We start from the raw sequence: 9905 nt of genomic DNA on the forward strand, positions 1-9905 counted from the left end.
GCTCGGCTCCAGCTGCGAGCATTTGACACGCAAATGCGATCGAAGAACAATAAAAAAACCGGAATAAATCCGATTCGAAAAATTTAGCCCAATAATCCCGAATGGGTCTTCACTCGATTTGCGAAAGACGATACGCTACCCACGAATTTCGCAACGGCAACCGGCATCGACCGTTGCCACAGAGAGGCCCTCTTGAAGCCGTATATCCTTTCGGCGCTCGCCGGTATCCTCGCGGGCGTCGTCTATCACCTGATGGGCGTGCAATCGCCTGCGCCGCCGGCCATCGCTTTGATGGGGCTGCTCGGCATGCTGGCCGGCGAACAGATCTTGCCGCTCGCCAAGAGAATGTCATGCGGATCGAAGCTCGGCGCGGCATGGCGTGAAGCCAAGTGCGGCGAGCATATGTTCGGTCCGCTGCCGAGCGCGCGGCCGGCCGCGGACGCTCGGCCTGGAAAGATCGACCCATGACTTGAACGTATCGCTCCCATGCCCTCTCCGATCAACGTCGAAGACTTCCGTGAACTGGCGCGACGGCGGCTGCCGCGCCGCCTATTCGATTACATCGACGGCGGGGCGGAAGACGAGCGCGGATTGCGGCGCAATCGTGAAGCGTTCGATCGGTTCACGTTTCTACCGCGGCGGCTCGTCGACGTCAGCACCCGCGACGCGGCCACCCAACTGCTGGGCCGATCCGTCGCGGCCCCGCTGGCCATCGCGCCCACCGGCCTGAACGGCTTGATCTGGCCGCATGGCGACATCGCGCTAGCCCGAGCGGCGCAACGGGCCGGAATCCCGTTCGTCATGTCGACGGCGTCCAATGTCTCGCTCGAGCGGCTGGCCGCCGAGGCCGGCGGCGATCTGTGGTTTCAGCTTTACGTGCTGCATCGCGACTTGGCGGACGATCTGGTCGAGCGCGCCGTGCGCGCCGGCTATCGCACACTCGTCGTGACGGTCGACGTCACGCTGAACGGAAAGCGCGAACGCGACATGCGAAACGGCTTCGCGCTCCCGCTGCGCTACACGCCGCGTGTCGTGCTCGACGCGGTGCGCCACCCCCGATGGACCTATGCTCTGTTGCGCGCGGGCGGCGTCCCCTCGCTCGAAAACATCGCGTCGGGAAGCAAAAGCAATGTGCAAGCGAAGGCCGCGTTGCTACGCCGCCAAATGGATGCAAGCTTCGCGTGGGAAGATCTGCGGCGATTGCGCGACCGATGGCCCCATCGTCTCATCGTCAAAGGCATCCTACGCGCCGACGATGCGGCGCGCTCCATCGAATTCGGTGCGGATGGCGTGGTTCTGTCGAATCACGGGGCGCGTCAACTCGACGATGCTGTCGCGCCGCTGGACGTCCTGACGCCGGTGAAGAACGCTTGTGCGGGCCGAGGCGCGATCATGATGGATAGCGGCGTGCGCCGCGGTTCGGACGTGGTCAAGGCCGTCGCGCTCGGCGCCGACGCCGTGCTGCTCGGCCGCGCAACGCTCTATGGGCTCGCGGCAGCGGGAGAAGCCGGTGCGCTGCACGTCATCGACATCGTCAAGGACGAGATCGATCGCACGCTCGCCATGCTGGGCTGCCGCACGATCGCAGACCTATCGCCCGGCCACCTGCTGGCGGCCGGTGCGCGCATGGCCGACCGCGGCGCGCCGTGGACGGCTGCCGTGGCGCCGAACGCGGATTCCGACGCCATCTTCGACGCGCCGCAACGCTGATTAGGCTGCCTTGCACATCAGGCCCAGCACCAGCAGCATCAACGCCGACGCGACGAAGAACGCCATCCCCGCTAAATTCGTCGGCGCACCGGCCCGGGTGGACCACGCAAACACGAGCCCAAACAGTATCGGCCCTAGGATCGATGCCACCCCTTGAACGGCCTGCACGACGCCTTGTAACCGCGCTTGTTCGCCTTCGTCTACCCGGTGGGTCAGCAAGCCTTGCACCGCGGGCGTGAACAGGTTGTGCGCGGCGAACACGGGAATGGCCAGCAGGTATGCCCATCCTGCCGAAGCGGCGCCGAAACACGCGTAGCCCGCGGCCGCCGCGCCCGCGCCGACCAAGGCCGCCCCGCGTTCGCCGATTTTTCTGACGACGGGGCCGACGAGCAAGGTTTGGACGAGGGTGCCCACACCGCCGCTTACCACCATGACGACGCCGATCGTGACGGGCGTCCAAGCATAGCGGTATTCGCCGTAAAGCACGAAGATGGACGGGCCGACCATCCACGCGAAGGCAAACAGCCCGCCCAGCAGGGACAATCGAAAGACTGCCCGATTGCCGCGAAAGGCGCCCATTGCCGCGAGCGGATTGAGCTTGCGCGCGTCCAACCGTTTCGTTCGCCGCTCGAGGGGCAGCGATTCCGGCAGCAGGAACCATCCATAAAGGCCGTTCAAGGCGGTGAGGACGCCCGCCGCGTAGAACGGCACACGCAAATCGATGCCGGCCAGCATACCCCCGAGTGCCGGCCCCGCGAGAAAGCCGAGGCTCAGCGCGGCGCCGACCCGGCCGAACGCGCGCGCGCGCGATTCGGGCGGCGTTACGTCGGCGATATAGGCATTTGCGGTGGCAAAGCTTGCCGACGTCATACCGTTCACCATGCGCCCCACGAGCAGCCACATCATATTGGTCGCAAACGCCATGATGAAGAAGTCGGCTGCGAGCCCACACAACGAAATCAACAGCACGGGTCTGCGGCCGAACCGGTCGGACAGCACGCCGAGCGCCGGCCCGCATACGAACTGCATCAGTCCCCAAGCAACGCTGAACAGCGTGCTCCATTGCGCGGCGCGCGACGTGTCGCCGTCGGCGAACACTTTGATGAGCGTCGGCAAAACCGGCAGAACCACGCCGAAGGAAACGGCGTTCATCAATGCCGTCGCGAAAATGAAACCGAACGCCGCGCGCGAAGCGCCCTCGCCGCTCGCGCCAATCGTTGAACTCATGTCATGGCTCCGACGCGGTCAGGAGAGCGAATCTTCGGTCGTCCTCGCGGGTTTTGCTCGAAGCCTTTCGACGCCCCGCATCAAGGTCAGCACGTGGTCGCCGTCCACCCGCGCGTCGCCGTAGTGTCGGGCGACGATCTCGGCCAGCGAGACGGCGAGCGCGACGAGGTCGCGATGACCGACCGCCTCACCGCGTTCCGCCAATGCGAGATCGGCCAAACCGAGTAAAGCGTCGGGAAGCGCATTCAGCCTGCATCCGGGCCGCTGCGCCGGCGCGGCGCCGCCGTCGCCGTCTGGCGTAGCGGCCCATTCGTCGAACGCCGCCAGCGTCAGCAGACAAGCGGCCCATGTCCGGCCGTGGCGAAGGAACATCGCTGCCGCCGTCAGGAAATCCAGCCCCGCAGGCGCGAGAAACGCCTGCTGAAAGGACATCAACCGGTCGATGGCATAAAAATTCGGCAGCGCGCGCGTCGAATTCGGCGCGTCGAGGATCTGCTTCAATTCGGGCGCCCACCAGAAGTTGACCGATATCGACACCTCGGGGCTTCGAACGTGATGCCACCAAAATGCCGGCAGGAACAGCAAGTCGCCGGGCTGCAGCGTAAAACGGATCGGAGACGCGCTTGAAAAATCCGGATGATGGGCGAGGTTAGGCTGATCGAGTTCGACATGCGACAAATGGGCGGTCGCCGAATCATGATCGTACGGATAAAGCCGCTCGCTGTCGTTGGGCGCGAATATCGTGAACGTCTTCGCGCCATGGAGCTGGGCGAAGAAGTTGTTCGAATAGTCGAAATGCAATTGAGTCGTGGTGCCGCGGCCGAACCACAAATTGATTGCAGGGCGTTCGTCGCCGATCCAACGCGGCAGCACGACGTGATCGAGCAGCTCGGGAAGCTTTTCCGGTATCGATTGCTGCATCACGTACAGATGATCGCCGGCGTCGGGGTCGAGCAGATGCCGTACGGCTTCGCCGAACGTCGTTTCGCTCGTCTCGAAGGCATTCGAACTCGCCCCCTCGCGCGACGGGTCGAAACGGTAGCGGCCGTCGCCGGAACGGCTCGTCGTAATGCGTCGATGCTTCGCCGCATCGACGAGATGTTCGGGCATCCAGCGCTCGCCGATACGCCACTCGTCCAGGGCGTCGGTGATGACGGCAGGCCGTCCCTCGGCGAAAAAGCTGCGCGAAAACTCGTGGCTAGTCACTTTCGCAATCATCGTGCGTAGTCCTCTTGCGACGTCGTTGTCGTTGTCGTTGCCGGCGATCCGATCATTGAACGATGCTCCCGGCCGTCAGCGCCTCGCCGATGCATCGGCCCAACACATCGGCATGGAATTTGACGATGGTCTCGTGATTGCCGGGCACGCTGATCTCGTCGATGTTCGAAGGATCGAGCACGGCCGTCCACCCTAATCGGTCGGGCAGCGCCGCATGTCCTTCCAGCGGTGTGATCGACGTATCGCGGGCCGCGAAGACATGCGCCCTCACGTCGATCGGCGTGGGGGTCCATGCGTTCATCGCGACGCCATGCGCCACGAGCCGGTGCAGGAACGCGCGGTTTTCGTCGGCTGTCTCGTAAGCGAGATGCCATAGCGGGACGCGCGCCGTGCGTCTGGCTTCGATCGATTCCACCATGGCTTCGATCAATGCATCGACACGTGCGGCCCCCTCGAAATCGATCGACCCCGGGTCGAACTCGGTAAAGTTGTTGAGCGCGAACGAATACAGCGCCAGCACGGCGGCCCGGTGCGCGTCGACCTGCGTCGGGCGAGCTGGCAGCGTCGTATCGAACAGCCCGAGAAACTCCACCTCATCGCCGTGACGGATCAGTTGCGTCGCGATCTCATAGGCGATCAACCCGCCGAAAGACCAACCGGCAACGCGGTAGCGCCCCGTCGGCTGGATCTTCTTCATCATCGCGACGAAACGAGCGGCGATCGCCTCGAGCGTACGCGGCGCTGCGACGCCGAGCCGGGTCGGCGGCAAGCCATAGACGGGAATGTCTGCGTCGATGTGCGCCGCAAGGTGGCCGAAGTACCAGGAATACCCCTGCAGTGTATGCGTGAGGAACAAGGGGCTTTGCGTACCGGAAGTGTTGAACGCGACGAATTCCGAATCCGATGCGCCGCCTTCGTTGCCGCTCGGCGCGCCGGCGTTCGCCCTTGCCTGTTCGGCTTCGAGGTGGGCCGCGAGGGCATGGACGCTGCGTGTGTCGAAGATGCTCCGCACGGTCAATCTTGCCTGCAACGCGTTGCTCAGGCGTGCCGCGACCCTCGCCGCCGACAGAGAATCCCCGCCTAGCGCGAAGAAGTTGTCGTGCCGCCCCAAACGATCGATGCCGAGCGCTTCGCACCAGATACGCGCGATCGTTTCCTCTAATTCGCCTTGCGGCGCATCGTCGGCAGTCCTATCGAGGGGCGATTGCACATTGTCGATACCGGTCGCCGCCAGCGCGAGGCGGTCCAACTTTCCATTGGGCAAACGCGGCAATGCATCGAGGGCGATGAACCGGCTCGGCACCATATGGGCCGGCAAGCGTGCCTCCAACCACGCATGCAAGTTGTTGGCGCCCAAGCGCGCCCCCTGCCGCGGGACGTAAAAGGCGATCAATTGCGTGGATTCGTCGTGCGCGCGCCCCACGGCGGCGCCGGTCGCGACATCGGGGTGCGCAGTCAGCGCTTGTTCGACAGCCGGCAGTTCGACCCGCTGGCCTCGCACCTTGATTTGGAAGTCCTCACGCCCCAGGTGAAGCAACCGGCCGTCGGGGAGCCATCGACCAAGGTCGCCCGTCCTCAGCATGCGCGCACCATTCGGGTGTCGGACGAAGCGTTCGGCGGTCAAATCCGGCCTATTCCAGTACCCTGGCCCAACGCTCGGGCCTTCGACGAAAATCTTGCCGACGGCTCCGACGGGAACGGGTCGTAATGCGTCATCGAGCAAATGGACGCTGCAGTTGGCGATGGGACGACCCGAGGGAACGATCGCGGTTTCGCCGGCCAAGTCGTCACCCGACGCGTAGCCGATGTCGTTGAGTTCGGTGCAGCCGTAGTTGTTGTGCAGGTGAGCGTTTGGCAAAACTGCCGCGAAGCGTTCGCGCAACGGGCGACTCAACGGCTCGCCGGCCGTGGTCACGTGGCGCAAGCTCGTGAGTTGATCGGCGAAGTCGAGCAACACGGCCAAATGGGACGGCACGAGATTCAGGCGCGTGATCCCATGGGCACGCACCGCGCTTGCGAAGGCGCTTGCGTCCTTGACCACAGGGTCCGCGAAGATGACTTGAGGGACGCCGACGAGCAACCCCGACAACATTTCCTTGATCGACGGCACGAACGACATCGACGTCTTCTGCCCAACCACTTCGTTGTAATCGAACGGCGTGCGCTCCCAGAGCGCTTGCAAGCCGTTGACCAACTGCCGATGTTCGACGACCACCCCTTTGGGTTCGCCCGTCGAGCCGGACGTGTACGCGATATAGGCAATGTCGTCGGGGCGCGCCCTCTTCGGGGCGAACGGCGGCGCATGCGGCCCGGGTGCGCCGGGCAGTTCCACGTCGAGCAGCACGACGTGCTCATCCTTCATATGAGGCGCGCCGGCCAGCTCGGGCGTCGTGACCACGATCGCCGGCTGCGCGTCGCGCAGCGTGCGGATGACGTAGCTCGCCGGATAGGAAGGGTCGACAGGTACGTAGGGGCAGTTCAGTTTGAAGCAGGCGAGCACGGTCGCCAGGCACTCGATGGTGCGTGGATAGTGGATGGCGACGCGCATGCCTGCCTCGATACCGCGACGGTGCAGCACTTGAGCGATGCCGTTCGCGCGGCTGTCAAGCTCGGCATAGCTGACGCGGCGCTGTTCGAAGACGCACGCCAAGGCGTCCGGCCGAAGCGCCACTTGCCGTGCGAAGCGTTCTGCGATACTCGTTTCCTCGAATGAACGGCGTGGGCCTCGAGTTCGTTCGATGAACGCATCTTCCGCTTTCGTCATGGCGCTCAACGCCGAGATCGGTGCGTCTGGCGTCTGTGCCATCCGTTCGAGGATCTCGAACCATACGTCGAGCATCAGCTCGATCTGACCGCGGGCAAACATCGAACGATCGAAGTTGGCCACGACCTCCAGATCAGTGTCGTCCCCGAATATTTCCAGGTCGAGTGCCGACTGTGCGACGCGCTCGATACCCTCGGGCATCGGCTCGACCGTCAGCGTGTCGTCCCACGGGCCCATGTCGACGGGCGGCACGTTCTGATGACGCAGCATGACGGGCACCGGCGACCGGCCGTCGGTCTGCCGCAGTTCAGGCACGAGCGCGAGCATCCGCTCGAACGGCAGTGCTTGATGCTCGAGCGCGCCCAGTACGACATCTCGCGCATGATCGATCGACGCCGCGGCTGTTGGATCGCCCGAGATATCGAGACGAAGCGGAAGAATATTGACGAAAAATCCGATCAACGGCTCTAGCCTCGGGTCGTCGCGCCCGGCCGTGGTCGTGCCGATGCACAGATCGTCGCGGCCGGTTTGACGTCGGCATAGAATCGCCAGACCGGCAAGGAACACGGAAAAGAGGCTCGCGCCGCGTGAACGGCTGAGGTCGCCGATCATCCTGCCGAGTGCGGGCGGCACGGTGCGCCGCACGATGCCGAGCGCACCATGCCCGGCGCCGACGGGCGCCTCGTAAGTTCCGAGATCGATCGGTTCGCTGTATCCCGTCAACACACGTTTCCAGTGTGCGATTTCCCTGTCCAAGTTGCGCCGCCGCTGCCAAGCGGCGTGATCGGCATACTGCAGCGTGAGCGCAGGCAGCGCCGATGCCGCGCTGATTCCGTTCGCATGCGCCAGGTATAGCGCGCGCAAGTCGGCCAGCAGCACGCTCATCGACCACCCATCGGACACGATGTGATGCATGACGAGCGCTATGACGTGCTGTGCCGGCGCCATGCGCAACACCCGTACGCGCAGCAGCGGCCCGCGCGCCAAGTCGAACACGATGTCCGACACCCGGTTCAGTGCGGCCTCCAGTTCACCGGGACCGACCTCGATGACCGCGAAATCGGCCATGGCGCAGGCGTCGACGAACTGCGACGGAACATCGTCGCCCGCCGCGATATCGAAGCGCGTCCGCAATGGTTCGTGGCGCGCGACGAGCGAGTCGAACGCCGCTTGCAGCGCGGTCAGCGACAACGGACCGTCAACGCGCAACGCCCCGTGCATGTTATAGGCGCGCCCGCCATCACGCTGCGCAATGAGCCACAACCGCTCCTGCACATAGGAAAGCGGCAACCCGTTGGCTCTATTTATCGGGGAGATCGCGGCGAGCTGGGATTCTTCCCTAGCCGGGACCGCTTCGCGCGCCGATAAGCGTTCCGCAAGCGCGGCCAAATCCTTGGATTCGAACAACGCGCGCAGCGTGGCCGAATCGCCGAACGTTTGACGTAGCCGGCCAATCGCGCGGACGGCCAGCAGAGAGTGTCCACCCAGCGCAAAGAAGTTGTCGTGTCGGCCGACACGCGGTACCCGCAGCAATTCCGCCCAGATCCGCGCGAGCAACTGCTCGACTTCGCCGAGCGGCTCCGCATAAGTCGCATGAGCAAATTCCGCAGGATCCGGAGCCGGCAGCGCCCGGCGATCGAGCTTACCGTTCGGCGTGAGCGGCATGCGCTCGAGCGCGACGAAAGCCGATGGCACCATGTATTCCGGGAGCGCGCCGCGCAGTCGAGCCCGCAGCGTATCGGCGTCGTGCGGCTGGCCCGTGTAATAGGCAATCAGCCGTTTGTCCCCCGCGGCATCATTGCGCGCGAGCACCACGGCATCGGTTAGACCGTACTCGGCAAGCTTCGCCTCGATTTCCCCCGGTTCGACACGGAACCCGCGAATCTTCACTTGCGCGTCGTTTCGGCCGAGAAATTCGATGTTGCCGTCGGGCCGATACCGTCCCAAGTCACCGGTGCGATACATGCGCGCGTCCAGCGCATCGGAAAATGGATCCGGCACGAATCGTTCGGAAGTCAGGGCGTCCAGATTGAGGTACCCTGCCGCAACGCCCTCTCCGCCCACGTGGATTTCCCCGGGTACGCCCAAGGGCGCCGGCTGTCCCGCCGCATCGAGCAGATAGACGCGCGTGTTCGAAATCGGCCGTCCGATCGGTAGCACCGGATCGTCCACGTCCCATGCGTCGAGCGCGTAGGTGGTCGAGAACGTCGTCGATTCCGTCGGGCCGTAGCAATGAATGAAATGCCGCGGCGCGCTGCGGCGAACGATGCGCCGAATGGCTTGAATGTCGGCCGCATCACCGCCCGTCAGCAGATAGCGCAAGCCGCCGAATACCGGGGCGAGCGCATCGGCGTAGGCGCTGAGCAAGCCTGTCACCAGATGCAGGACGTTGACGCGCTCCGCCTGCAGCATCGAAGCGAGGTCGGCGCCCGACAGCAGGATATCTTGCGGAATGACCACGACACAGGCGCCGTTGAGCAACGCGCCCCACACTTCCATCGTGCTGGCGTCGAACGCCGGGTTCGACGTGAATGCGATTCGATCGCCCGGGGCGAAATCGGCATATCCGTTGTTCAGCGCCAGCCGATTGATTCCACGGTGCCGAACGACCACGCCCTTGGGTTGTCCCGTCGACCCCGACGTATACATCACATAAGCGGGCACGCCCGGATCGCCATTCGTCGGCGGGCCGCCCAGACGCTTATCCGCCGCGATCAAGCCCGTTTTATCGCTCGACGGCATGTCGATGTCGATGTCGATGTCGAAGCGCTCGACTGCCAGATCAGGGGGCGACACGCATTGTGCGGTGGTCACGATCCGCAACGCGCCGCTGTCTTCGAGCATGTAAGCCTGACGTTGCGCCGGGGCGTTCGAATCGAGCGGCACGTACGTCGCACCGCACTTCAGAATCGCCAGTTCCGCGACGATGAGCGCGGCAGATCGATCGAGCAGCACGCCGATGCGTTCGCCCCGCTGCACCCCGGCG

The 9905-nt window shown here is 64.4% G+C and carries 5 protein-coding genes; 2 read left to right on the forward strand and 3 right to left on the reverse strand.

Annotation, left to right across the window (positions count from 1 at the left end):
- Positions 1–192: 192 nt before the first annotated feature.
- Both ACTHNR_RS23220 and ACTHNR_RS23225 read left to right on the forward strand, forming a co-directional pair.
- Complete coding sequence (locus ACTHNR_RS23220; protein ID WP_440550605.1) at positions 193–468, forward strand: XapX domain-containing protein; 276 nt, start codon at positions 193–195, stop codon at positions 466–468.
- A gap of 18 nt (positions 469–486) precedes the next feature.
- Positions 487–1710 (forward strand): alpha-hydroxy-acid oxidizing protein, encoded by a 1224-nt coding sequence (locus ACTHNR_RS23225; RefSeq protein WP_440550606.1) that lies wholly within the window; start codon positions 487–489, stop codon positions 1708–1710.
- Here ACTHNR_RS23225 and ACTHNR_RS23230 read toward each other — a convergent pair whose 3' ends face one another.
- The 3 genes from ACTHNR_RS23230 to ACTHNR_RS23240 are packed head-to-tail and all read right to left on the reverse strand — an operon-like array spanning position 1711 to position 9898.
- A complete protein-coding gene (locus tag ACTHNR_RS23230) occupies positions 1711–2937 on the reverse strand; it encodes an MFS transporter (RefSeq protein ID WP_440550608.1) in 1227 nt (408 codons plus the stop codon).
- 18 nt (positions 2938–2955) lie between these two features.
- Complete coding sequence (locus ACTHNR_RS23235) at positions 2956–4155, reverse strand: cupin-like domain-containing protein (RefSeq protein ID WP_440550609.1); 1200 nt, start codon at positions 4153–4155, stop codon at positions 2956–2958.
- Positions 4156–4207: 52 nt separating this feature from the next.
- The gene (locus tag ACTHNR_RS23240; protein WP_440550615.1) at positions 4208–9898 is read right to left on the reverse strand and encodes an amino acid adenylation domain-containing protein; all 5691 of its coding nucleotides are present in this window, start codon (positions 9896–9898) and stop codon (positions 4208–4210) included.
- Positions 9899–9905 lie beyond the last annotated feature (7 nt).

The organism is Trinickia sp. (genome assembly GCF_051954495.1).
Classification (GTDB): domain Bacteria; phylum Pseudomonadota; class Gammaproteobacteria; order Burkholderiales; family Burkholderiaceae; genus Trinickia.